The sequence below is a fragment of the Paraburkholderia sp. RL17-337-BIB-A genome (assembly GCF_046025895.1).
Lineage (GTDB): Bacteria > Pseudomonadota > Gammaproteobacteria > Burkholderiales > Burkholderiaceae > Paraburkholderia > Paraburkholderia fungorum_C.
On the sequence record NZ_JARESY010000002.1, the window covers coordinates 2607603 to 2632374 of the forward strand.

The 24772-nt window shown below is 61.7% G+C and carries 20 protein-coding genes; 13 read left to right on the forward strand and 7 right to left on the reverse strand.

The genetic code is table 11. The features are described from left to right. Nucleotides 1-5: 5 nt before the first annotated feature. Nucleotides 6-1115 (reverse strand): HlyD family secretion protein, encoded by a 1110-nt coding sequence (locus P0D84_RS32410; RefSeq protein WP_408343410.1) that lies wholly within the window; start codon nt 1113-1115, stop codon nt 6-8. Nucleotides 1116-1482: 367 nt separating this feature from the next. On the opposite strand from P0D84_RS32410, the gene P0D84_RS32415 reads away from it, so the two are divergent. Beyond that, entirely contained in the window at nt 1483-2394 is a 912-nt protein-coding gene (locus P0D84_RS32415) for a LysR family transcriptional regulator (RefSeq protein WP_408343412.1), read from the forward strand. 203 nt (nt 2395-2597) lie between these two features. On the opposite strand, the gene P0D84_RS32420 is transcribed toward P0D84_RS32415, so the two are convergent. Continuing rightward, the gene (locus P0D84_RS32420) at nt 2598-3503 is read right to left on the reverse strand and encodes a LysR family transcriptional regulator (RefSeq protein WP_408343414.1); all 906 of its coding nucleotides are present in this window, start codon (nt 3501-3503) and stop codon (nt 2598-2600) included. Between the two features lie 114 nt (nt 3504-3617). Here P0D84_RS32420 and P0D84_RS32425 point away from each other — a divergent pair, with 114 nt between their 5' ends. The 3 genes from P0D84_RS32425 (at nt 3618) to P0D84_RS32435 (ending at nt 8683) form a co-directional block, all read left to right on the forward strand. Then, a complete protein-coding gene (locus P0D84_RS32425; RefSeq protein ID WP_408343416.1) occupies nt 3618-5033 on the forward strand; it encodes an aldehyde dehydrogenase family protein in 1416 nt (471 codons plus the stop codon). 537 nt (nt 5034-5570) lie between these two features. Beyond that, nucleotides 5571-6308: an SEL1-like repeat protein gene (locus tag P0D84_RS32430; protein ID WP_408343418.1), complete on the forward strand. Its 738-nt coding sequence runs from the start codon at nt 5571-5573 to the stop codon at nt 6306-6308. Nucleotides 6309-7030: 722 nt separating this feature from the next. Next, nucleotides 7031-8683 (forward strand): sensor histidine kinase, encoded by a 1653-nt coding sequence (locus P0D84_RS32435; protein ID WP_408343420.1) that lies wholly within the window; start codon nt 7031-7033, stop codon nt 8681-8683. 398 nt (nt 8684-9081) lie between these two features. Here the strand turns inward: P0D84_RS32435 and P0D84_RS32440 are convergent, their stop codons facing one another. Both P0D84_RS32440 and P0D84_RS32445 read right to left on the reverse strand, forming a co-directional pair. Beyond that, nucleotides 9082-9888, reverse strand: coding sequence for an extracellular solute-binding protein (locus tag P0D84_RS32440; protein ID WP_408343422.1), 807 nt, complete (start codon nt 9886-9888; stop codon nt 9082-9084). A gap of 216 nt (nt 9889-10104) precedes the next feature. Further along, the gene (locus P0D84_RS32445) at nt 10105-11403 is read right to left on the reverse strand and encodes a sigma-54 interaction domain-containing protein (RefSeq protein ID WP_408346202.1); all 1299 of its coding nucleotides are present in this window, start codon (nt 11401-11403) and stop codon (nt 10105-10107) included. A gap of 371 nt (nt 11404-11774) precedes the next feature. Between P0D84_RS32445 and P0D84_RS32450 the strand changes: the two genes are divergently transcribed. The 5 genes from P0D84_RS32450 (at nt 11775) to P0D84_RS32470 (ending at nt 17107) form a co-directional block, all read left to right on the forward strand. After that, nucleotides 11775-12662 carry an MBL fold metallo-hydrolase gene (locus tag P0D84_RS32450; protein ID WP_408343424.1) on the forward strand — a complete coding sequence of 296 codons (888 nt, stop codon included), beginning with the start codon at nt 11775-11777 and terminating at the stop codon, nt 12660-12662. Between the two features lie 39 nt (nt 12663-12701). Continuing rightward, the gene (locus P0D84_RS32455) at nt 12702-14369 is read left to right on the forward strand and encodes a bifunctional protein tyrosine phosphatase family protein/NAD(P)/FAD-dependent oxidoreductase (protein ID WP_408343426.1); all 1668 of its coding nucleotides are present in this window, start codon (nt 12702-12704) and stop codon (nt 14367-14369) included. A 32-nt stretch (nt 14370-14401) separates the two neighbouring features. Beyond that, nucleotides 14402-15208 (forward strand): sulfite exporter TauE/SafE family protein, encoded by an 807-nt coding sequence (locus P0D84_RS32460; RefSeq protein ID WP_408343428.1) that lies wholly within the window; start codon nt 14402-14404, stop codon nt 15206-15208. A 289-nt stretch (nt 15209-15497) separates the two neighbouring features. Next, entirely contained in the window at nt 15498-15986 is a 489-nt protein-coding gene (locus P0D84_RS32465) for a DsrE family protein (RefSeq protein WP_408343430.1), read from the forward strand. 254 nt (nt 15987-16240) lie between these two features. Continuing rightward, nucleotides 16241-17107 (forward strand): transposase, encoded by an 867-nt coding sequence (locus P0D84_RS32470; protein WP_408346205.1) that lies wholly within the window; start codon nt 16241-16243, stop codon nt 17105-17107. 149 nt (nt 17108-17256) lie between these two features. On the opposite strand, the gene P0D84_RS32475 is transcribed toward P0D84_RS32470, so the two are convergent. From P0D84_RS32475 to P0D84_RS32485, 3 genes are read right to left on the reverse strand one after another with little or no spacing between them, the layout of a single operon-like run. Then, on the reverse strand, nt 17257-18135 hold the full coding sequence (locus tag P0D84_RS32475; protein WP_408343432.1) for a PhzF family phenazine biosynthesis protein: 879 nt from the start codon (nt 18133-18135) through the stop codon (nt 17257-17259). A gap of 33 nt (nt 18136-18168) precedes the next feature. Beyond that, entirely contained in the window at nt 18169-18885 is a 717-nt protein-coding gene (locus P0D84_RS32480) for a transporter substrate-binding domain-containing protein (RefSeq protein WP_408343434.1), read from the reverse strand. A gap of 34 nt (nt 18886-18919) precedes the next feature. Further along, the gene (locus tag P0D84_RS32485) at nt 18920-20125 is read right to left on the reverse strand and encodes a pyridoxal phosphate-dependent aminotransferase (protein WP_408343437.1); all 1206 of its coding nucleotides are present in this window, start codon (nt 20123-20125) and stop codon (nt 18920-18922) included. Between the two features lie 282 nt (nt 20126-20407). Between P0D84_RS32485 and P0D84_RS32490 the strand changes: the two genes are divergently transcribed. The 4 genes from P0D84_RS32490 (at nt 20408) to P0D84_RS32505 (ending at nt 24769) form a co-directional block, all read left to right on the forward strand. After that, nucleotides 20408-21862, forward strand: coding sequence for an aminotransferase-like domain-containing protein (locus P0D84_RS32490; RefSeq protein WP_408343439.1), 1455 nt, complete (start codon nt 20408-20410; stop codon nt 21860-21862). Between the two features lie 466 nt (nt 21863-22328). Next, nucleotides 22329-22796: a MarR family winged helix-turn-helix transcriptional regulator gene (locus tag P0D84_RS32495; protein ID WP_408343441.1), complete on the forward strand. Its 468-nt coding sequence runs from the start codon at nt 22329-22331 to the stop codon at nt 22794-22796. Nucleotides 22797-22812: 16 nt separating this feature from the next. Continuing rightward, the gene (locus tag P0D84_RS32500) at nt 22813-23376 is read left to right on the forward strand and encodes an isochorismatase family protein (RefSeq protein ID WP_408343443.1); all 564 of its coding nucleotides are present in this window, start codon (nt 22813-22815) and stop codon (nt 23374-23376) included. A gap of 52 nt (nt 23377-23428) precedes the next feature. After that, a complete protein-coding gene (locus P0D84_RS32505) occupies nt 23429-24769 on the forward strand; it encodes an MFS transporter (RefSeq protein WP_408343446.1) in 1341 nt (446 codons plus the stop codon). Nucleotides 24770-24772: the final 3 nt, after the last annotated feature.

Consider the following 24772-nt stretch of genomic DNA (forward strand, 5'->3'; position numbering starts at 1 on the left):
GTCGATCACCGGCCGCCGGACTCGTTTGGTGCGCTGGTATCGACGTCGGCCTCGACTGACATCCCTGGACGGATCCGCCCAGCCAGGCGACCGTCGTTCAGCACGATCTTCACCGGTATGCGCTGAACGATCTTCGTGAAGTTGCCGGTTGCGTTATCGCTTGGAAGCAAGCTGAACTCCAGGCCGCTCGCGGGTGAAATACTGTCCACATGGGCCCGGATCACGTCGTCCGGAAACGCGTCGACATGAAGTTCGACCGGATCCTGCGCGTGCATGTGCGTGAGTTGCGTTTCCTTGAAATTGGCAACCACATAGACGGCCTGTAACGGCACGACTGCCATCAAAGCATTACCGGGCTCAGCCATCTGCCCGACACGCACGGTTCGGCGCCCAACAACACCGTTAGCAGGAGAAGTGATCGCCGTGTGCTCGAGATCCAGTTCAGCCTGCGTCTCGACGGCCCGCGCATGGGCGAGCTTTCCTTGCGCGAGCGCCACCTGGGTATTCAACACCACGGTCTGACGCCGTGCAGCCTGCGCTGCCGCCTGCGCGCGATCCAGATTCGCGCTCTCTTCCCGCCGCCGCGCCGCAGCTTCCTGCGCCACCTGCTCTGAGCTGTAGCCGACTTGCGCGAGGTCGCCGTATCGACGGTCGTTGATCGAAGCGATCGATGCCGCCGCGCGCGCGCCAGTGATCGTGGCGTCAGCCTGCGCGACTTTCGCGCCTTGCGTGTCGAGTTGCGCCCGCGCCGATGCCAGTTCCGCGGTAGCGATCTGCACGTCGGACTGGGCTCGAGCCAACGCGGCGCGGTAGTCACGGTCGTCAATGAGTGCAAGCGTCTGTCTCGCGCGAACGGGTTGATTGTCCTGCACCAACACCGCCGCGACATAGCCAGACACCTTTGGCGCGATCACGGTAGAATCCGCCTGCACATAGGCGTCATCGGTCGATTCGATGAAGCGGCCATGGGTCCAGTACCGCACGCCGCCAATCGCCGCTGCCGCAATGACGACAACACCGCCCAGCCATGCCGCCAGCTTTTTCACCGACCGCCGGGACTGAGATCCGGCGACGCCAACCCCACGCTCCGCCGTTGCTTTCACCGCCGTAACCATCCTGCTCTCCAATAGACAATGCATCGAGGATGCGAATGACACCACATCCCCGCGCCGTTTGGCAGTAACGAAGGCGAATGGCTAACTTCCACTTTTCGGAAGCTTCGTCCTCGACGCTGTCGGTGCTCGCCGTTGACGTATTGACGCGCACGCGCGCTTAGACGACCGGGTCTGCGAGTTTGGCCTGCTAGCCGACGCGCATCGTAACAACGGCGTCCGTGGCGCTCTATGGCGAGACGCAGAACTCGTTGTGCACAACTGCGTCGCAATCATCAATCGTTCCGAGGAGAGCTTCGATCCGTGTTTTGCTGGACAATATCGCTGCAAAGCAGATCGGCCGCTCGGCCACGGTCAACTTGGGAAACTCATGGCCGACAAAATAGGTGACCTTCGTCTGTTCGTTCAATTGGTCGAAGCAGGGAGCCTGACGCAAGCGGCACTGCGTCTGAACAGTTCGCTGCCCGCGATGAGTCGACGCCTGGCCGCGCTGGAAAACCGTCTCGGCGTCCGCTTGATCGATCGCGGAACGCGGCGCTTTCAGCTAACCGACGAGGGGCGCATCCTTCACAGTCGCGCGCTCGCGATCCTCATGGCCGTCGACGAAGTAGAAGCAGAAGTCGCTGGCCACGAGAGTGAGCCGCGCGGGAACCTGCGCGTCTGCGCGCCCGTGCACGTGGGCCGTGAACATATCGCGCCGCTTGTCGCGGAGTTTGCCCGCACGCATCCAGGAATGAGTATCGAACTCGTGCTGTCCGACGCGGAAGTCGACGTCGCGGAAGACGGCATTGACATCGTGCTCAACGTCGGCGCGCCACAAGCGCAAAGCGTTGTGGCGCGACGTGTGCTGCGCAATCGACGCGTCGTCTGCGCGTCGACGGATTATCTGGCGCGCGAGGGCGCTCCTGAAACGCCCGACGACTTGCTTGCGCACGAGTGCATTCTGCTGAGGCGCGGACACAAGACTTTGGACCGATGGAAGTTCCGCGAGAACGGCGAAGTGCGGGACGTGCAGGTGCGTGGTCGTCTACTCACAACGAGCAGCGAAGTGGCCTATCAATGGACGCTCACCGGCGAAGGTATTGGCATCAAGGCGCTATGGGACATTCACCGCGATCTCGCATCGGGCCGTCTGGTCGAGTGCCTTCCGCAATACGCGTGTGACGACGCTGACATGTACATTGTCTATGCCGCGCGCCAGCACCTTCCGCCGCGCATGAGGGTGTTCATCGATTTTCTCGTAACGGAGCTGGAGGGCTTCTACGGTGCCACGCAGGCATAGGCCCAACCCATTCCTGCTGGTCGCCGGGGAATAGATCCCATCGCCTCTCGCACAGCCGGCATTGGTCTCTTGCGCGGGATTGCGCAACCCGTCGTTCAGAGTTTATCGGGTGCTCATCGCGAACTGCTTACTGCGACAAAACCAAATCGCGACCCCGGGGACAATCGCAGACCCGAACCGCCTGGATATCCGGCAAGTTCTGTTCAAACCTGCTGGGAGCGCAGGTCGAGTTGTCCTGATTTTTCCTTCACGAGTTCGATAAACGCACGCAGTTTGGCCGGAGCATGTCTGCGGCCGGGATAGTACAGCGATATCCCCGGGTAGGATGGGCTCCAGTCGTCGAGCACCTGGACCAGACGCCCGGACGCAAGGTCATTGGCCACGAGATCCTCGACGATCCAGACAAGACCGATTCCGTTCAGGGCGGCCTTGCGCATGAGGTCCGGCTCGTCAAGTGTCAGCGAACCAGGCACATCGATCTCCATTGCCTGTCCGTGACGTGCGAACTCCCAGCGGTAAATTGCGCCCGAAGGCTTCCGTGCTCTTACACAGTTGTGCTCCATCAGGTCGGCAGGCACCTTCGGACGTTCCCGCCCGTCGAAATACGCTGGGGATCCGACGATGACCGAACGCAGGGTCGGTGCAATCGGCACGGCAACCATGTCCGGGGGAAGCGCTTCGGCATTGCGGATGCCGGCGTCGAATCCTTCCGCCACGAGGTCGATCAGCCGCCCTTCCGTGACCAGTTCGACTTTCATGTCGGGATAGCGGCGCAAGTATTCGAAGATCAGCGGTTCCAGGATCATGCGCGCCCAGTTCAGCGCCGCGTTGAGCCGGAGAACGCCGGACGGACGCTCGCGATGCTGGTCCACGTCCTCCATGGCCGAGCGGATCGTCGCGAGTGCCGGACCGACCTGGGCAAGGAACTGCTCGCCCGCCGCGGAGAGCGACACGCTGCGGGTTGTCCGGTCGAACAATCGCACGCCCAGACGCGCCTCCAGCGCCGCTACCGTCTGGCTGACGGCGGATGACGACATGCCCAGCTCGCGCGCGGCGGCGCGAAAGCCACCACAGCGGCCCACGGCAAGCACCACCTCCAGCTCGATCAAACCACTTCGGCTCATTGATTCACATCCACGGACAGGGTGATTAGCTTTGTCCGTCTATTTTAATCAATCGATCGCCCCTACAGTAGGAACGGTCTACCCATACCAGGAGCGGAAATGCATCAGATCGATCACATCTATATCGACGGAGCCTTCGTGACGCCGCACGGATCGGAGTGGGCGGACCTGCACAATCCATCGACGGAAGCGGTAATCGGCCGCGTTCGGCTCGGCGATGCCGAAGACGCTCGAGCAGCAATCTCCGCTGCAAAACGCGCTTTCCCGCTGTGGTCGCGTACCAGCAAGGCGGATCGAATCGATCTGCTGCACCGCCTGCATAAGGCCGTTGCAGCAAGCGCTTCTGCGCAATTTGCGGCCCTGCAGGAAGAATACGGTGCACCATTCGCTTTCGGTGATTGGCTGGCAAAGGCAGCCGGGAACGCATTCCTTGAGGCCGCTAATATGCTGAAGAATTACGAATTCGAACGCAGCTTCGGAAAGACGCAGGTCGTGATGCAGCCATTGGGCGTGGTCGCTGCCATCACCCCATGGAACGCCAATGCGTTTTTCCTATGCGGCAAGATGGCGACAGCTATTGCCGCTGGCTGCACGGTGGTGTTGAAACCTAGTGAGATGAGTGCGCTTCAAACCCAGGTGCTAGTCGAGGCCTTGCATGAAGCCGGTGCCCCTCCCGGTCTTTTCAACATCGTAAATGGCCGGGGCGACGTGGTGGGCGCCGAGTTCAGCGTGCATCCACACGTTGCCAAGCTCAATTTTACTGGATCGACTGGTGTCGGACGTTCGATCATGACGGCCGCTGCCCAAACCATGAAGCGCGTCACGCTCGAACTCGGCGGTAAGGGACCGCAGATCATTCTTGACGACGCCGACCTGGACGCTGCCATTCCGACCACAGTTGCTTCCGGGTTGATGAATAGTGGGCAAGCCTGCATTGCCGGGACTCGTATATTGGTTCCTGAGAGCCGGAAGGCCGAAATTCTTTCACGGCTCAAGTCCGAAATCGCCAAAGTGAGAGTGGGCGATCCGAAAGATTCGTCGGTGACTGTGGGCCCAATGGTGAGCAAGAAACAGTGGGATCGGGTTCAGGGTTTTCTACGCATCGGTCTTGACGAAGGCGCGGAATTACTGGTCGGCGGCGAAGGTCGTCCCGATGGCATGGACGCGGGATGGTTTGTCCGGCCAACAGTGTTTTCTAATGTGACCAATGAGATGCGTATCGCCCGGGAGGAGATTTTCGGTCCCGTGTTGAGCGTGCTCTCCTACGAGACGGAGGAACAGGCCATCGAAATCGCGAACGATACGCCCTATGGACTGCAGGCATTTGTTCTTTCGAGCAACGCGGAGCGCGCGCGAGCCGTTGCAGCCCAGCTAGACTCGGGTCGAGTGCAGATCAATAACGCATACCCCGAGGCCAATGTTCCTTTTGGCGGGTTTAAACAGTCAGGCATCGGTCGCGAAGGTGGCGTATTCGGCCTTGAGGCCCATCTGGAACCGAAAGCCATCGTCGCATGAGCAGCCGGCCGTGCCGGGCTGGTCGACGGCCGCATCTTGCCCGAGTTCTGCCGACCTGCTCGCACGCCGGAAAGGGCCGGTCGCTGCCTGGCGTGGCCGGCCTAATTCGACCCACAACGGTCCGTCAAGTTTGTGCAAAGCGGCCATTCAATGCTGCCGTCTCAATCAGCCTCCCCTATGGGGCAAGCTATCCGAAAAGGCGAGTTTCGCGACTGTTCGTCACTGAAGGGCCAATCAGGTTGCCATCAGGTCGCAATCACCCGCGACCGTTGAGCGACCGGGATGGATTGTTTCTGGACCGTAAAGTACATGGACAATCGCAGATCCGGGGGGTGCCAGACTCTATCTCGAAGACCGCCTGACGCTTGGATTGTGCGTTATCGCGCAAAATACCATCTCTCGGAATGGGATTGACTGCATGAGAAACCGACGGTATTTTTTGTGACGGGGCGTCACGCCCCCTGCGCCGCCTCACAGTTCCTTTCGATTCCGTGCCGGCTGTGGAGGTTCGTCGGCACGGAAACTCGGACTGAAGCCATGCGTATCTACTTCCAGAACGCGTCTATCCCGACGCGGGCCGCCAATCGGCTCAAATACCGCCTTACGCTAAAGGAATCCCAGGCGCGACAGGTGACATCCGAAGTCTTCGGCTATAGAGACTGGACCGACCTCCACAGCGAGCTGGGCAGCGAAGTAGCTTCCGTGCTCGACGAGGCGTGTGACAGCGCGACACTAACTGAGCGACGCGTATATCAGGCGTCGCAATTGCTCGCATCGTCAGTTGATCTTCACGGTGAATCCGCGGACGACTTTGTTCGATGGTGGCAACCATCGGCCGCGCACGCGCACGAAGAGGGCCGGGACCCGACACAAACACCGTTTGCCGGCTCAAAGGAAGATCTGAGTTTTCAAGAAGCGCTTAGCACATTGGCTCACGCCGTGCACCATTCCGTTCGCCAATTCGAACAAGCGCTCATGGCTGGTATACACAGAACGGAAAACGAAAGCTCGCTCAGGTTTGCAGAATCGATTGCTGATGAGTTGCTAAGCGGCAACCGAAACCGGGAACCCGAAGTTGCTCGTCACCTCCTTGAGGCTTTGGCCTCGCGAGGGCTGCCCCGGTCGATACTTAACCTGGCGACGAGTTTGACGCTTGGCGAGGGTGGGCCCAAAGACGAAAGGAGAGCCAGGGACTTGCTTGAGCAGTTGGCTGAATCTGCTTCAACTCCCGATAATCTGAAGCGGATTGCCGAATCGCGCCTGGGCACCGCCTAATCACCTGGCATCCCGCAGAAACCCGGTACATCAATAGCTCTGCAGTTGTGGAAGCGTGCGGCGGAGACGGGCGACATCCCCGCTGCACGCTACGCCAGACTGCATCGCGACGCGCTGCGCAAAAGAGAAGTCAACCAGCAGAGCCAGCGAAAGCTGCTCACACCTATCGGCTCGTGGCGGCCAAATATGGCAAGCACCGGCTTCGACGAATCCCGGATACTCCTCCTGCTTTCTACCCAGAGCTGGCTGCCTGTCTCGACAAAGGTCAGGCTTTCCTGAAGTTCTCATACGACTACGGAAACTCCTTTTTTACGACAATCCAGGTTCGGATCTTTTCCAAACGTCATTCATACAAATCGAGTTGACGGCATCATGGCAGCTATAGACAACGGAAACCGACCTATCCCGGACACCCGGATAAGCGGCGGTTTGGCTTGAACGGCCGCTCATGAGCGGCCTCTGGGTAGATGAACACAAGTGCCCGCATACGAGATACATTGGGGGTCACGTTAAGTGACCGGTCGGGGCCGGGGAGCCGGAACGATGACCCGAGAAGAGTGTTCTGAAGTCGGTCACTGGCGCGATCACCTCCGCCGCCGCAGGAGTCCTGCCAACAGCGATCCTTAAAGAAATGGCGGCGAACCAAGGCAGCGCGGGATGAGCGTGGCGAAGCGGTGTGAGCTTCGTGCCGCGCGTCCCAACCGCCGCAAGGAGTCGCTCCGATGGTTAAAACAGCCGCTGTTGTCCCGGAGGAACAGCATTTCATCCTCTCGAGCTTGACGCCCGGCCGGGCGCAGACACGGCTTGCCCTTGCCGTCGTGCTTGCCTTGCTGGTCGCCTTTTTCGCAATAGCCGGGCGGCTCTCGGGCCTCCATCTGCAGCGGATCGACGCCTTCGTTCCGATGTATGCCACGGCGATGTTCGTGAACGATTCGATCACCGCCGTCCTGCTGTTTGCGCAGTTCTCCATCCTGCGTTCGCGTGCACTGCTCGTGATCGCGAGTGGATATCTCTTCACAGGGCTCGTCTTGATCCCCTGGACGCTGACGTTTCCGGGCATCTTCGCGCCAGACGGGCTCCTTGACGCCGGGCCGCAGAGCACGGCTTGGCTCTACATTCTGTGGCACGTCGGCTTTCCCATGTTCGTCATCGCCTATGCCCTGTTGAAGGATGCCGATCCGGCCAAGCGGTTGTGGCGGGGCTCCACAGGCGCGGCTATCCTGTCGAGTGTTGCCATGACCGCGGCGATCGTGTGCGCAGCGACATTGAAAGTCACAGTGGGCAGTGCGCTACTGCCCCGCCTGCTGGTTGATACGGTGCATCTTTCCACGCTCTGGTTTTATGCCGCCGGGGCCGCAGCGTTGGTGAGCGCCGTTGCGCTCATCGTGCTCTGGGTCGGGCGGCGTTCAGTGCTCGATTTGTGGCTGATGGTGGTCATGTGCGCGTACGTGCTAGAAATCTGCCTGATCTCTTTCCCGGTTCCGGCCCGCTACACGGTCGGCTGGTATGCTGGCCGGGTCTGCGGGTTCCTATCCGGCAGTCTCGTCCTGTTTGTCCTGCTGTACGAGATAACGACGCTTTACGCGCAGCTGCTGCGCGCGGTCTTCGCACAACGCCGTGAGCGCGAGGCACGGCTGGTGACCGGGGAGGCAGTCGCGGCCACGATTGCTCACGAGGTCAAGCAGCCATTGTCGGCGATGGTCATAAATGCCGATGCGGGCTTGCACTGGCTTAATCGCGCGACGCCCGATCTCGATGAAACGAAGGCGGCACTCGGGCAGATCGTCGCTAATGGCCATCGCGCGGCAGCGGTGATCCAAAGAGTTCGGGCAATGTTCAGGATGGGTGATCTGAACAGAACGGCGTTTGACGTCAACGGTCTCGTCGGGGAAACCGTTGCCTTGGTGCGCGCTGACCTGCAGAAGTACCGGATAATGGTCCAGACAGACCTGGCTGAACGGCTACCGCAGGTAATAGGGGATCAAATCCAGCTACAGCAAGTGCTTCTAAACTTGATCGCAAATGCCATCGATTCGATGGCGGCCATGGATGAGCCGCGGGTCCTGTGCGTGAAATCCGACGTCCACGACGACGGCGGCGTAACAGTATCGGTAACGGACACCGGAACAGGCGTCGGCCCGCATGACATCGACCGGATATTCGACCCGCTCTTCACCACGAAATCTGAAGGTATGGGAATGGGCCTGGCGATTTGCCGCTCCATTATCGAGGCACATAACGGCCGCATATGGGTGTCCCCAAACAGGCCGCATGGCGCCGTCTTTCAGGTTGTCCTGCGCACCGCCGGTGCGAGCTCTCCTGATACTCCACGAAGAGAGCAACCCAACGATCTCCCCTCTAATTCGCGCCTCTGATGCTGATAGATATTCGACGATCGAATCGACATCCTTCGGCTCGATCGGTGCTTTCGTCCGAACCGGGACGAATCACGACTGTTTCAGGGAAGCCAGAATTGGAAACCACCGGTTGTGTCGCAGTAAGACTCGCGGACGAAAGACGATCGATATGAGTGAGTTTCTGGGAGTTCGGAACCTCGCCGATAAGCACGCCCGATTTCTTTCGCAGTCGCCTCGACGCCAGGATCGATCTACGCCACCCGGTGGATCTGCTCACAACCCGCATGCTTTGGGTGTCGGTTGAAGCGACGCTCGCGCCGAGCTTCGAGCGGCGCGCCCGGAAGGCCGAGTTGGCGAAGCCTCACCGACCGCAGGGCGTCCGCTTGCTTGTAGGAGCGCCATCTTTTGCTTCTGACTCAGCGGATCCAACCTTCGCTCTTCATGATAGCGGCGCCACGTTCGCTGTTCAGGTAGCCAAGGAATTGCTTCGCCTCGGGATCTGCGTCAGGCGCGAGGACGACGTTCACATCGCGCCAAATCGTACGGTTCTTCGGCAACTGGATGTAATCTGCCTTGTCGGGATGCGTGATTGGCCAGTCAGGCCAGGTGATCCAGGCATCGGCATCCTTCTCCACGAACATCTTGAAGCTGGGACCGCTTCCCTTTCCGAAGCCGACAATGTTCTTGCGGAACTTCTTCACATCGTCAAGATTGCCCAGGCGCCCCGCAACGTCCTCCCACGTTCCCGTGCCGGACGTATTAGCGACGCCTGCACCCTCGGTGACAACGATCTGCATACCAGGCTTCAGAAGGTCGTCGAAAGTGCGAATCCCTTTGGGGTTGCCTTTCTTCACCGCGATAATCGCAGGCCTGATATATATCGGCGTGACGTCGTCCCACGAGAAGTTCTTGTAGGTTTCGAGCAGCGCCGTCATATCCTCTTCGGAGGTGCCCCACAAAATGTCGGCATCGGCCTGAGCTTTTTTCGACCAGGCCGGCTCGGGACCGCCAGTGACCTCGACCTTGACACCGGTTTCCTCCGTGAAGGCTGCCGCAACCTTTTTGAATGCAGTGTCTGGGCCACCGGCACCGTAAAGTCGGACGGTGCCGTCACGGGCATTGTGTTTTATCGACGGATCGGACTCTTCGTGCGCGCCGACATGAACAGCGAAAGTTACCGGGATTAGTGCGACTAGCAAGGATTTTGAGAGCATCCTGATCATATGTTTCACCTGTGGGAACGAGCGTTATGCAGGCGATCCATAGCATTTGCTGGCCTGCACTGAGACAAACACCAGGTTTTCCGTTTCATTCCGGGCAAGCACAAGAAATCATGAAATCCAGCCGCACAGCCAGGGCGCCGCGGCCGCAAAGGTCGTTACCGAAATGGTTGCCACCAACATTTCCCGCCCCGCTGTCACCGGCCATGGAAACCCGGGCTACCTCCCGCCCCCCACTCGCCTTAGCGTCTTCAACCGACGATACAGCGTGCGCTCGCTCATCCCGAGGTAGGCGGCGAGGGCACCGCGCGTGCCTGAAAATCCCTCCACCAGCCCTGCGAGTTCACGATCCGTGAGCTCGCCGCGCGCCGACAGCGACGTTGGGGCCGTCTCGCTCTCCCGATGCGCCGGCATTCCCGCCGCCATGTCACGCGGCAGATGCTCGATCCGGATCACCCCGTCGTCGGCCAGCAGGCAAGCCCGGTCGAGCACGTTGCGCAGTTCCCGGATATTGCCCGGCCAGGACCAGACATGGAGTTTCTCGAGAGCGTCTGGCTCGACGCTGAACTTGCGGCCGGCAATAGCGCCTGCCGCACCTTGCGCGCTACCAATACGCTGCAGTATCGAGTCGACGAGCAGCGCGATGTCGTCCGGCCGCTCGCGCACCGCCGGCAGATGAATCGGAAATGCGCTGATGCGGTAGTAGAGGTCCTGACGGAATCGGCCGTTGTTGATCATTTCCCACACGGGTTGGTGCGTCGCCGCCACCAGTCGGAAATCCGCGCGTATGGTCTCGATGCCGCCGACCCGCCGGAACGTGCCGGATTCGATGAGGCGTAGCAGCTTGACCTGCATCGACAGCGGCACGTCCCCGATTTCGTCGAGAAACAGCGTGCCGCCCTGCGCGGTTTCGACCAGACCGGGCTTGCGTGCCGCTGCGCCCGTGAAGGCCCCCTTTTCATAGCCGAAGAGTTCGCTCTCGAACAGGGTCTCCGTGATGCCGGAGCAGTCGACGACGACAAACGGGCGTTGCGCGCGCTCGCTTGCCTCATGAACGGCGCGCGCGAACAGTTCCTTGCCGGTTCCAGATTCTCCGAGCAGCAGGACCGGCAGCATCGAAAGCGCGACGCGATGCAGCGCCGAGATCGCCGCGTTGAACGCCGTCGAACGCCCGACCAGACCTTCCGCGCTCGGCCTGGCGGACGCGCCGCGCACCGTGGAGAGCCGCTCAACGTAAGCGATCACCTCCCGCTGCGCATTGAATATCGGCCGCAACTCGACATCGACATGCTCAGGCCCGCGAGGCGTGTGATGAATGTGGAGCACGCGGTCGGGGCCGCGCAGCTCGAACGCCCGCTTCATTGGACAGTGCTCGCCCGCCTGGTCGCACGGCACGTCGTAGTGATGCGAGACCTGATAGCACTTGCGGCCCACATGAGGCTGGCTGGCGACGCCGAACTGACGTTGATAAGCGGTATTGGCCGCAAGGATGCGGTACTCGGGATCGAGCACGATCATCGGTTGAACGTCGTGCTCCAGATACGACACGAGGGCGTCGACATCCAGCGCTTGAGGCGATCCGGCCGAGGTCTTTGCGAGCGGCGTGATGGGTATGAACGGCTTGGGGGATTTCATGGCGGCGGCTCCGGTAGACATCACTATACGTCGACGCTGCCACAGCTGCCATCCCTGCCACCTGACTGCCAGACGTGGCAGCCTTCGACCCCAAACGACCGTTCCACGAACTGTGACACCCGTCATATTTAAGAAAAAAGTTGATAAAAATCAAATTGTTAAAAAAACTTTTGTCAATTTTGGTGAGGTGGAACAGTTCTTGTATTGATTGGCCGGCCTGCCTGTTTCGTAAGATCCATTCGTTTGAGGAGAGCATGTTGAATACCATCAGCCCTATGCAGGTCGAAGGCTTCTTCGACCCCGGTACCTGGACGGTCAGCTACCTGTTGCTGGATGTCCGCACGGGCGACTGTGCGCTGATCGACAGCGTCCTTGACTACGACCCGAAGTCCGGTCGTACCGGCACGACGACCGCCGACAGGCTCGTCTCTCGCGTCCACGAGCTTGGCGCGAAGGTCCAATGGCTTCTCGAAACCCACGTGCACGCCGACCATCTGTCCGCCGCGCCCTACCTCAAGGAAAGACTCGGCGGAAAGATTGCGATTGGCGCGCAGGTGACGCGCGTGCAAGACGAGTTCGGCAAGCTGTTCAACGCCGGCTCGCTATTCGCGCACGATGGCAGCCAGTTCGATCACCTGCTCTCCGACGGCGAAACATTCGCCGTCGGAGCGTTGCAGGCGCGCGCCATCCATACCCCGGGCCATACGCCGGCCTGCATGACCTATGTGGTCAGCGACGGCGCGCAGACCGCAGCCTTTGTCGGCGACACCCTGTTCATGCCCGACTATGGCACCGCGCGCTGCGACTTTCCCGGCGGCGACGCCCGTACGCTTTACCGGTCGATCAACAAGGTGTTGAGCCTGCCGGCGGACACGAAGCTGTACATGTGCCACGACTACCAGCCCGGCGGGCGGCCCTTGCAATTTGTCAGCACGGTAGCCGAGGAGCGCGAACACAACGTCCATATCCGCAACGGTATCGGCGAGGAAGCTTTTGTGGCGATGCGCACCGCGCGCGACGCGACACTCAACATGCCGGTGCTGATGCTGCCGTCAGTGCAGGTCAACATGCGGGCGGGACATATGCCCGATCCGGAAGATAACGGAGTGCTGTATCTCAAGATTCCCCTCAACGCAATCTGAGGCGGTGCACGTGATTCATGGAAGCAACAGGAGAAGTAAATGGACATCAAGAAACTGACGGCCGAACTGGCCGTGTCGCAGCAGGTTGCCGCATCCGATCTGCATGCAATCAAGGCCGCTGGCTTTCGCGCCATCGTCTGCAATCGCCCCGACGGCGAAGGTTCCGACCAGCCGAGCTTTAGCGAGATCGAGGCGGCGGCCCGTGAACTGGATATCGAGGCCCATTACCTGCCCGTCGAGTCCGGCAAGGTCGGCGATGGCGACGCAGCGCAGTTCGGCGAACTGATGCAGGCACTGCCGAAGCCGGTGCTCGCTTATTGCCGCACCGGGATGCGTGCCGCGACGCTGTGGGCGCTGTCCGAAGCGCCCTGCGGGACGCTGCCGGACATCATCGCCGCCGCCAGGGCAGCAGGTTATGATCTGTCCGCGCTGGCGCGGCGTATTGCCAACGGCGGCAAGGTGCCCGTCGAAGTAGCCGTGGCCAGTCACGACATTGTGATCATCGGCGCGGGCGCCGCCGGCATAGCGGTTGCCTCGAGCCTGCTCGCGCGCGACCGCAACCTCGACATCGCCATCATCGACCCGGCCGGCGTCCACTATTACCAGCCAGGCTGGACCATGGTCGGAGCCGGTGTATTCGATCCTGAGACCACGGCCCGCGATATGGCCGCCGTGCTGCCGCGCCAGGTGCACTGGATCAAGGCCGCGGTGGCTGCGTTCGAGCCAGAAAAGAATGCGGTCGTACTCGAAGGATGCCGGGTAGTGAGCTACAGGCAGCTCATCGTCTGTCCAGGGCTAAAGCTCGACTGGCATGCCATCGATGGGTTGTCCGAAACACTCGGCCAGAATGGCGTGACGTCCAACTACCGCTACGATCTCGCGCCGTATACCTGGCAGCTCGTGAGCGAACTCAAGAGTGGCCGCGCGCTGTTCACCCAGCCGCCGATGCCGATCAAGTGCGCTGGGGCGCCGCAAAAGGCGATGTATCTGTCCTCGGATCACTGGCGGCGTACAGGCCGGCTCGAGCAGATCGATGTTCAGTTCTTCAACGCCGGCGCGGTGTTGTTCGGCGTGGCCGACTATGTCCCGGCATTGATGGAGTACGTCAGGCGTTACGACATCGCGCTGAACTTCGGCTTCAACCTGAGTGCGATAGACGGGCCGGCCAGGCGCGCGACTTTCAGGCGCACGCTCGAGAGCGGCACCGCTGAATCGGTGACCCGTGAGTTCGACATGATCCACGTGGTGCCGCCACAGAAGGCCCCGGACTTCATCCGCGTCAGTCCGCTGGCTGATAAGGCGGGCTGGGTTGATGTCGACCAGGCGACGCTGCGCCACAAGACCTACTCAAACGTCTTCGCGCTCGGCGATGCCGCGAACACGCCCAATGCGAAAACCGCCGCCGCCGCGCGCAAGCAGGCACCCGTTGTCGCCCACAACGTGCTTGCCGCCCTCGGGAAGGTCCGGGGCGAGGCAGCGTACGACGGATATGGATCATGCCCGCTGACCGTCGAACGCGGCAAGATCGTGCTCGCGGAATTCCTCTATGGCGGGAAGGTCGCGCCGACGCTGCCGACCTGGCTGATCGACGGCAAGCGCCCGTCGCGCCTCGCGTGGTTGCTGAAGGAGCGCATCCTGCCGCCGCTTTACTGGCAGGGGATGCTCAAGGGGCGCGAGTGGATGGCGCAGCCTGAACTACTGGACTAACGCAGCGTCGCCAACAACCTGTCGGATTTCTCATGCTCACTTCACTTATCCTCGGCGCCATCGTTGGCGCGGTGCTCGGCCTGACCGGCGCTGGCGGCGGCATCCTCGCAGTTCCGGCACTCGTGGCCGGCATGGGCTGGCCGATGCAGCAGGCGACGCCGGTTGCGCTGGTTGCCGTGGCGGGCAGCGCTGCGATCGGCGCGCTTGAAGCACTCCGGCAACGCCTCGTCCGTTACCGCGCCGCGTTGTTCATGGCCGCAGCGGGTGTGCCGCTGACCTCGCTCGGCGTGCGCGCTGCCCACGCCTTGCCGCAGCGCGTGCTATTGGCGCTGTTTGCCACCGTCATGCTGGTGGTGGCCGGAAGGCTGTTATCACAGGCTTTGCGGCGCGGACGCCCGGACAACGCGGACTCGCGGTTTTGCGTCGCCCACATCAACCCCGACACCGGGCGGCTGATCTGGTCGTGGACGACTGGAGCCGCGCTCGCGGCGACCGGCGCATTGACCGGGCTCATGACGGGACTGCTCGGGGTGGGCGGCGGCTTCATCATCGTGCCCATGCTGCGCAAGCTGACCAACGTGTCGATGCATGGGATCGTCGCCACGTCGCTGATGGTGATCGCGCTGGTCGGCAGCGGCGGTGTCGTCGCGACGGTCCTGCACGGCGCGCCGTTGCCGCTCGACCTGACGCTGTGGTTCAGTCTGGCAACGGCCGCCGGCATGGTGACCGGGCGGCTGGTCTCGCATCGTCTCTCCGCGCTGCATGTGCAGGTGGGGTTCGCGGGGGTGTTGATCTGCGTGGCGCTTGGGATGATGGCGAAGGCCGGGCTAGGCGGATGACTCTCGTTGGCCACATTTTTTTGGCGCAAGTGGCATAGACGAATGCGCTCAGGTATTTAGTTAAATCAATTGAGAGCCGGAGATAAGCGGGTTTGACAGCGTACGGCAATCTTCGCCAGTCTGCGCTTCGAATCGGGCTTACTCGGGCGCCTCGCACGGGGGCTTTACCACCCCTGATTCCAACCCTTGTGCGCCAGTAGCGAAATCGCAATCAACCATGTACAAAGTCAAAACTTTCGTAGTTACCGCAGCGCTCGCTGCCGCTTCATTGTCCACCCACGCAGGCACGATGGATTCACCCGACTTCTGGACCACACCGACCGTTCACAACTACGGCAAGATGCATTTTTTGCCAAACAGCGCTTTCAAGCCACAACCGGGTCACACCTACAAAGTTGTCTTCGCCTTGACGCAGGGGGGCGAGAAACCCGGCGAGGTAAGTCCGGCGCTTGATCATGTTGCGCGCGCGGTCAATCTCTACGTGGCGTCGGGCGTGCCTTTGAGCAAACTCAAATTTGTCGCGGTCGCCTCTGGCTCGGCCACATCGCTGGTGCTCGACGACGCACACTACCGTGCACAGTTCGGAGTGCCGAACCCCAATCTGCCGTTGATTGCGGAACTCAGGAAGGACGGTATCACGATCGCGGTGTGTGGCCAGGCGATGGCAGAACACCACTTCGAGTATGGCTGGATTGACCCCAGAGTGACGCTGTCGTTGTCCGCACTGACTACCGTGACAACCCTGCAGCAAGCTGGTTATGCGCTAATGCCGCTCTGACCACACAGCGCGCGGGATGTACAAGGGGCAGCACATCGTTCGATGTCGCTGTTTCCTGAATCCGACGTCCTGGGACTCCCCGCGAATCCTGCGTCGAAAGTCGACACCGTACCCCCAACGCCGCGTGCGCGCCGTGGACTGTCTCCCTCCATGAATCTGGAAATGCATTGACATGGCAACCCCTTCCACTAGACGCGATGACTGTCGGTGCCCAGCGTAACGACGCACTTCGAGCAGGTCGCACTACTTCCCGAATGCTATCCGGATGCTTCCAACTCGTTGCGGGTTTTCCGAGGCGGCTAAATTTGTCTGCGAGCCGCATCAGGACTGGATTGGATGACGCGGGAGGCCGGCGCGGACCGGCACCGACGCTGGCGTTGCGCAAGATCTTCAACTACATCCTTCAGCTGCTGTACATGGGCTGTCAGTGGAAGATGCTGCCGATCGAAAAGAATGCCGAAGGTCGTCCTGAAATCTACTACACGCGCATCTATCGGGCACTGCGGCGGTGGCAGGCCGATGGCTGCATCGACCGGATTTTTGCCGGCTCGGTGCGCAAGCTTCACCAGGACGGGCTGCTCGACCTCACGGTCATTCACGGCGACGGCACGACCACTGCCGCGAAGAAGGGCGGCGATAACCTGGGATACAGCGGACACAAGCACCTCAAGGGCGACAAGGTGGTTGCCTTCTGCGATCGCCGCTGCAACGTGATCGCGCCATTCGTTTCTGCCCCGGGCAACCGCAACGAATCGCCGCTGCTGTGTGACGCGCCGCCCAGATTGAACCACATGGCACGCGCCTTTGGCATGGACCTGCAAGGCTCAACGGTCAGCCTGGACGGCGTCTACGACTGCCGGGCCAACCGCAAGGCGATTTTCAACCGCGACATGATTCCCAACATTCCCGAAAACCCGCGTGGACGTAAAACGCTGAAGCGGGGCCGCAAACTGGGCTTTAATCCGGCCATTTTCGAGGAGCGCTTCAGGACTATCGAGCGGGTCTTCACCTGGGAGGACAAGTTCCGGCGCCTGCTGCTTCGCTTCGAGCGTCTGAGCCCGGTCCACTACGCGCTCAAGACACTCGCCTACACGATGATCAACCTGCGGCTCTACTGCTGACGATCGGCGTTGATCCGAACACCATGTCGATGGCGCTCCGCGCCATGAGTCGTCAGGTCAATTTAATATGCAATCCTGACACGCTATCTTGCTCAGCGAATTGCAAATCAGATGAACCAGTTTCAGCGCGTCTCGCGCCCGGTCTCCGTCTAGAGCATAAGCGAGCCTTCCACGGACGTGACGCAAGAACCGCCGACGCTGACGGTTCCGTCCGCATCCACGCTTATCCTGACTCGTCCATCTCGACCGACGCAGCGTCCCTGAGCCGCCACGTAATCGATTCCGCCGGGCGGCAACAGGCCGCGCTGCCGCTGGAAGACGGCCACGCTGCCGTTGCCGCTTCCGCAGACAGGATCCTCGTCGACGCCACAGGAAGGCGCGAAGGTACGCACTTCTATTGCCGCGTCGTCGCCATGCGCGCGAGCGCCGAATACGGTCAGGCCTGTGACGCCCAGGCGGCGTTCGAGCTCAGCCAGTCTCGCGAGATCCGGCCGAAGATCCAGCACGGAAGCCGCATCGTTCAGTTGCACCACGATCCAGATGGCGCCAACGTTCACGACGCCTGGCGCAGTCTTCAGGTCTACTTTGCACCCGAGGGTGCGCTCCAGCTCTGCCATGTCCGCCGTGTGGAGCGGCTCCAACTTCGCAGGCGGCAGCCGGAAGGTGAGCTCGCGGTCTCCGCCTCGCGCCTCGATTGTCAATTCGACGAGCCCGATGCCGCATTGCTGAATCAATCGACCGCTTCGGCGAGGCGCGACGCGCCCGGCTTCCAGGATGGCATGCGCACTACCAAGCGTCGGATGTCCGGCGAAAGGAAGCTCGCTACGCGGCGTGAAAATCCTCAAGCGGTAGTCGGCGTCGGCTGTCGTGGGCGGAAGGACAAACGTCGTTTCCGAAAGGTTGGTCCAGCTCGCGACAGCCTGCATCGCGTCGGCGGTGAGGCCCTCGGCGTCCATTACCACGGCCACTGGATTGCCCAGAAGCGGCCGGAAGCTAAAGACATCAACGACTTTATAGGATCGCTTCATGTTCCCTCCATCTGAATCCCGCGGACTCGCCGCTCAGGCTGCGCTCACGCTGTCGAGCTCCGTCCGTGTGAGACCGTACTTCGCCATGCGCGCACGGTGATCCGACGAACCGAGGTACTTTCGAAGCTGCTCATTCACCGCCTCCAGAAGCGCATGATCGCTCTTGTTGAACGAAAAGGCCCCGAGAGGTCCTTTGCCTTGCATGCTCTTTTCGAGCCCAACTACTTCCAGTTCCTTATGGGCACCCGCCAGGACACGGCTTCCCACCGCCGTGCTCGCGTAGGCGTCGATCTGTCCTGCAAGCAGCGCGTCGATCGCGTGCGGCTGGTCCTTGAACGCCACGATCTGGCTATCGCTCACACCCGCCGACATTGCGGCGTCGTACTGAATCGTCCCGGCAACGATCCCGAGCCGAGCGTCGTTGCGCACCGCGACGGCCCGGTAGCTCGTCAGCGCTTTCGGATTGCCATGACGAAGCAAAAAGCCATCGCCCAGCGACCAGACCGGCACACTGAATGCAACGCGCCCGGCTCGCTCTGCCGTCACGAAAATCGGCACGTTCATGTCCCAGCGACCTTCCTGCACGCCGGGCACGAGCTCTTCGAATGAGGTCAAATGATGTTCGATCGAGGACACACCGATCGCTCGAAGCACCACGTCAGCCAGCTCGATGTCGGCGCCCGTCGCGCAATGATCGTTACCCGTCCAGTAGAACGGAGGTTCCTCGAGATACGCGATTTTTACTCTCATAGCGTTACTCCAGATGTCCAAGGGTTACGACGCATCAGGCAATCGTGGCGTCCAGAGCCGACGAGAGCGCGGACAACGCGGCTCCCAGACGCGCAGGCGGCAGATAGCCAAAGCCCAACCGGAATACACGGCTGCTTTCCCCAAACCATGCTCCGGACGCCAGTTGCAAGTCATGAGCCGGCAGCAGATCCCAAAAGCGCGAGACGGCAGCCTCGTCGAATGCCTCGGAGCGCAGGCGCACGCAGCACAGCGCACCGGCGTCGGGTCGGACCCACTCGACGCGTTCGCGCTCGCTCTCGCACCAGTGCGCCAGTTCCCGGAGAGCGCCGGCGAGCAACCGGCGGCGCGGTGCGAGCACACCTTCCCTGTGACGCAGAAGCACGGTGGCGAGCGTCTCGTCGAGCACCGAACCCGAGATCACGGTGTTCATCCTGGCGACGGTGAGACGCGCCCGAAGATCAGCGTCCGCCACCGTGAGCCAGCCCGTCCGCAAGCCCGGCGCGCCGAGCGCCTTCGAAACCGACGCGCCGGTGACGATGCGCGCGTCGAGCGCCGCGAAACTGTCGGCCACCGCATCGTCGCCGTAGGCGGCTTCCCGATAGGTCTCGTCGACGAAAAGTATCGCTTCCGGAGAGCGCCTTTCCATCACGGCAAGGAGCTTCTCGATGTCGGCGCGAGACGTCTGGACGCCAGCTGGATTTTGTGGCGAAGCAAGGCTGACCAGCTTTGTCTTTGACGACAGGCTGGCGTCGATCCGATCCAGGTCCAGGTCCAGTCGATAGCCATTCTCGAACGACAGCTTGATCTCACGCACCTCGACGCCGGCTCCGAGCAGGCAGTCACGGCTCGGCGGAAAGCAGGGTGTCGCGAGGACAGCCTCGTCGCCGGACCGGCAGACCTCGAAAGCGAGAAGAAAGAGCCCGAGCGCGGTACCTTGTGTCGTGATGATCTGCTCCGTTGGAACACCGCAGCCCTCCGCAATGGCCTCGCGCAGCGCTAACGACCCAGCGGAGGTTCCATAGCCGAGCTTCAGCTCGCGGATGCGGTCGAGACCCGCCAGGTCCAGCAATTCGCCGACCGTCAAGTCTTGCGAAGTGCTCTCCGCCAGATTGAACGGCCGATTCACGTCGAGCAGTGAAATGATCTCGTTGCGAGGAAATCTCCCGCGCCAGGCGAGCGAATTCGCTTCGTTGAAGCCGGGCCGTTGTCTTTCATCGAAATTCTGCTGGAAACTGTTCATGCCTGTGCCTTGCATTTGCTGTGAGTCATTCGCCAGACGATCTGCTGCCTGGCCGTCGAACTGCCGCTCCGGCACGGCCTCGATGAAGTCACAGCCGTGCGCAGGGCCTCGCTGAGGTACGACATCCCGGTTCCTTCGGACGCGATCGCAACGCATGCATCGTAGCGTCCTTGGGTCGACCATAACAGTCACAGTTTTCTGCAGAATGGACCATCACAATTTCCCTTGGCGAGCCAGGGCGTCGCGTCGATAATCAGGGATTACTCCGTTACGAACGCTTCTATGGACACGCCCACTCCGTACCGTTACGAGCAGCTGGCCGAACTCATCGTCGGCATGATCGACAAGGGCGCGCTCGCACCGGGCATGCGACTGCCATCCGTGCGCGCAGTCAGCGAGCAGCACAGCATCAGCATCTCCACGGCGTTACAGGCATATCGCCTGCTCGAAGATCGCGGCGTCCTCGTCGCGCGTCCGCAGTCGGGCTTCTACGTCGCGGCTGCGCGCCGCGGCGCCCTCGCGTTGCCGTCGGCCTCGCGGGCGCGCGCGAAGGCGTCAACCGTGTCGATCAGCGGAGCGGTTACAGCGCTTCTCGAGCACGCATCGAATCCGGCGCTCGTCCCCCTTGGCTGCGCCGTGCCCGACGCGGCGCTGCTGCAATCCAGGCGGCTCGACCTCGCGCTCGCGCGCGCCGCACGTCAACACGGCACGCGCTACAACACCTATTGCGCGCCGCACGGCGAGCCGCGCCTGCGCCGCGAGATCGCAAAGCGCGCGATGCGCGTCGGGCATGCGCTCTCGCCCGACGACGTGCTCGTGACGTGCGGCTGCACCGAGGCGCTGACACTCGCGCTCACGGCTGTCGCCACGCGTGGCGATTCGATCGCGATCGAATCGCCCACATACTTCGGGTTCCTTCACACTATTGAAATGCTCGGCCTGAAGGCATTCGAACTGCCAACTCACCCGATGCGCGGCATCGACGTCGGCACGCTCACACGCCTGCTCGATACGGAACCTGTGGCGGCCTGCGTGCTGTCATCGAGCTTCAACAATCCACTCGGCTCGGCGATGGCCGAAGCCGATAAACGCGCGCTCCTCGCGGTGCTCGCGCGGCATGCCGTACCGCTCATCGAAGACGACGTCTATGGCGACATTCACTTCGGTCGCGAACGGCCGAAGCCGTTCATCGCGCTCGACGGCGGCGCCAATACGATCTACTGCAGCTCGTTTTCGAAATCCCTTGCGCCCGGATACCGGGTCGGATGGATTGCAGCGGGCGCCTATACGCAGCAAGTGATGGAGCGCAAACTCGCGTTCAGCCTCTGCTGCCCGGTCTTGCCGCAGGTCGCACTCGCGGACTTCCTGGAGAGCGGCAGCTACGATTCGCACCTGCGCCGCATCCGCCGAGTCTTCGAAGAAAACCTTGCGCGCATGACTCGGACGATCGAGGCAAACTTCCCCGCCGACACGAGAGTCAGCCGACCAGCAGGCGGCTTTGTACTCTGGCTCGAACTGCCAAGACGCTTCGATTCGCGTGAGCTCTTCGACGAGGCGCTCGAGCAAGGCATTTGCTTCGCACCCGGCGACGTCTTTTCCGCGAGCCGGCGCTTTCGCAATTGCCTGCGCCTGAGCGCCGGGCATGCCTGGGACGACCGCATGGAAGACGGAGTCCGCCGCCTGGGCCGGCTCGCACGAGCGCAGCTCACGCGCCAGGCGGCACTGGTGAATGGATAGGTGGGTGAGCACAACCCCGATTGCTACAGACTAAAACTTAAAAGCCGGTCACACCGTTTCTTGATCCAGACTCGACTTGCCTGGCTATCGACCAAACAATCTGGCAATTCCCCCGTCGATATGGGCTCGCATAGCCTTTCGGGCTGCATCTGCATCGCCGGCGTCGATCGCAAGCAGTGATACGAGAGAGCGGCACGCCACGAGGTCGGGCTCGTGCGCCTCCTATCTCCGCCAGCGCAACGGCCGCCGCAGATGATGCCGCTCCAGCCGCACCGCGGCGCCCGCCTGAAGAAACGCGGGGTCCTGACTGGTACCAGCGAGAATAATTCGCCTGGTCCACATGAGAGAGCCAAAGACCCGGCACGAATGACTGTTCGCCCCACCCTGCATTGCGCCCTCTTTCCGTCAACTTGACTCCCGGTACATGCGAAGGTAACCTACGAAGGTAACCTTCATATATGCCGGTATGGCCAGCAACGGTACTCAGCCCACACGCACACCCTCCGATGCCGACGCGCTGCACGCAACGGCGGAAGACCTGCGCGTTCTGGTCGGCAAATTGCGCCGCCGGTTGCGCGAAGAAGCGCATGTGGGCGATTTCACGCCGTCACAAGTACAGGTTCTCGGCCTGCTCGAACGCGAAGGTCCCGCAACGGTTACAACGCTCGCGCGCATCCAGGGCATGCGTCCGCAATCCATGGGCGAGACGCTTTCGGTTCTGAAAGCTGCCGGGCTCGTGAGCGGCGCACCGGATCCGAACGACGGGCGGCAAACTGTTCTTTCCCTCACGCCCGCCTTCCGCAAGAAGGTCAAGGCAAGCCGCACGGCACGCGAAGACTGGCTATTCCGTACCATCCAGACCCGCTTCAGCGCCGCTGAACAGAAACAACTCACGATTGGTATCGACCTGCTCAAACGCCTCATCGACTTGTAACTTCCAGGAAAAGCTCATGGCTCTCACCACGCTCGACGCAAAGACCGCATTGCTCGTCATCGATTTGCAGCGAGGCATCGTTGCGCTGCCCACCGCCCACCCCACCGCCGAGGTCGTGACACGCTCCGCCTCGCTGGCCGACGCGTTTCGCCGCCACGGTCTGCCGGTGGTGCTCGTCAACGTTGCGGGCGGCGCTCCGGGTCGCGCGGAACAAGCGCGCCACAGCGGCGATTTCCCAGCTGACTTTGTCGAACTCGTCCCTGAAGTGAATCGGCAGCCGTCGGATCATCTGGTCACCAAGCGCACCTGGGGCGCGTTCACCAATACGGATCTTGAAGCGTATCTGCGCAAGCAAGGCGTCACGCAAGTGGTGCTGGTCGGCGTGGCCACCAGCATCGGCGTCGAGTCCACCGCGCGTTTTGCCCACGAACTCGGCTTCAACGTCACTTTCGCGGTCGACGCGATGACGGACATGAACCTCGACGCGCACACCAACAGCATCGCGCGAATCTTCCCGCGCCTCGGCGAAACCGGCACGACGCAGGACGTCCTCGATCTGCTCGAGAAATCGCGCGCATGAGCATGCGTTTGAACCGCTGCGCGACGCGGATCGTCCACACCGGAATGTCCCGATGAGCGGCACATTCCGCTCGCTGCGTACGTTCAACTACCGGGTCTGGGCCAGCGGGGCGATCGTCTCCAACATCGGAACATGGATGCAGCGCACGGCGCAGGACTGGCTCGTGCTCACAGAACTCACGCATCACAATGCCACCTCCGTGGGCATTGTGATGTCGCTGCAGTTCGGGCCGCAAATGCTTCTGCTGCCGCTAACCGGCTATGCGGCCGATCATTTCGACCGTCGCAAGCTGCTGTTCGCCACGCAGGCGGCGATGGGCACATTGGCGCTGTGCCTCGGGCTTCTTACGGTGACCGGCCTCGTGCGGTTATGGCAGGTCTATATGTTTGCGGGGCTGCTCGGCTGCGTCACCGCGTTCGATTCACCGGCACGTCAGACCTTTGTCTCCGATCTGGTGGGCGAAGCCGATCTGTCGAACGCGGTCGCGTTGAATTCCACCTCGTTCAACGCGGCGCGCATGATCGGGCCCGCCGTCGCGGGGCTATTGATCGCCTCGGTGGGCACCGGCTGGGTGTTTCTGATCAATGCGCTCTCGTTCGTCGCCGTGCTCGGTTCGCTGCGCATGCTGCGCATCAGCGAACTGAATCTGAAGCCTCGTGCGGTACGTACACGCGGCAGTTTCGTGGAGGGATTCAAGTATGTGTGGACGCGTCCCGATCTGAAGGCCGCGCTGTTGATGCTGTTTCTGATCGGCGCCTTCGGGCTGAACTTCCCGATCTTCATCTCGACCATGTCGGTCACCGCCTTTCATGCGGGCGCAAGCCAATACGGCGTGTTGAGCTCGACCATGGCAATCGGTTCGGTGACCGGGGCGCTGCTGGCCGCGCGCAGAGCGAAGCCTCGCATGGCTATTCTGATCGTCGCAGCGGCGCTTTTCGGAATGGGCTGTACGACCGCCTCGCTCATGCCGAACTATGTGCTGTTCGGGCTTGCACTTGTCGTGATTGGCATATCCACGCAGACGTTCACCACCTCGACGAACAGTCTCGTGCAAATCTCCACCGACCCGGCCATGCGTGGCCGGGTGATTGCGATCCTGCTGGCCATCTCGCTAGGCACTACACCGTTCGGCGCGCCGGTGGTGGGCTGGGTGGCGGATCGCTTCGGCCCGCGGTGGGCACTCGGCGTGGGCGCCGCATCGGGCTTCGCGGCGGCGGTCGTCGGCCTGGTTTATCTGGTGAAGTATCGCCAGTTGCGCGTGTATCTCGAAGCGGGACGCTTGCGCTACAGCATCGACGACCCGCGTCAGGCGCCGGCTTATGTCAGCCCTGCAACTGCGGTGCAGAATGCCGTGCTGAGTGAGGCGGAAGAGGATTCGTCCGCCGGGGTTTGATTG